General features: G+C 47.4%; 1 protein-coding gene. It reads right to left on the minus strand.

Annotated elements, in window-relative coordinates:
- Positions 1–698 (minus strand): trypsin-like peptidase domain-containing protein (locus R7R78_RS26430; RefSeq protein ID WP_225474649.1); only part of this gene is annotated, 698 nt, incomplete at both ends.

Raw genomic sequence — 698 nt, forward strand, 5'->3', positions numbered from 1 at the left:
AAATGAGATACCGTAGGTTTCAAGATCGGTTGCCTGCTGGAAAGATGCGGTGTTGATGCCTACCATTTCACCTTGAGTATTCACCAATGCGCCGCCCGAGTTACCTTCATTGATTGCAGCATCAGTTTGGATGAAGGCTTGACGACCATCGCTAATAGAAGAGCGACCTGTCGCGGAAATAATGCCGAAGGTCGTGGTTTGCCCTAAGTTGTATGGGTTACCAATCGCTAAAACGACATCACCAACCTGAGGTTTGTATTCAGAATTCAATGGGATGACAGGTAGGTTAGAACCTTCAACTCGTAAAACGGCAATGTCCGTGCGTTTGTCGGTGCCAACAAGTTGAGCGGCAGCAGCTCGACCATCTTGCAATGCAACAACGACTTGGTCTGCTTGAGCTACCACGTGATAGTTGGTAATGATATAACCTTTTTCGCTGACGATAACCCCAGAACCCAGCCCTTGTGTCGAGAGTTTACTGCGATCGTTTTCAACGTATTTTCGGCTGTAGATGTTCACAACCGCTGGCGCCGCTCTTCTTACGGCTTGGTTAAACGACAACTCAAGAGATGCGATATTTTTCGGTTGTTGGTCGAGCGCGACAGGAATAACGTTATTGCGCAATGATGGAACTGCGAGCAGTACAACGGCAGCGGTTGCTAAGCCTAAAAAGACAGAACGTAATAAAAAGCTAAGCA

It is taken from the genome of Vibrio sp. 2134-1 (genome assembly GCF_033339495.1).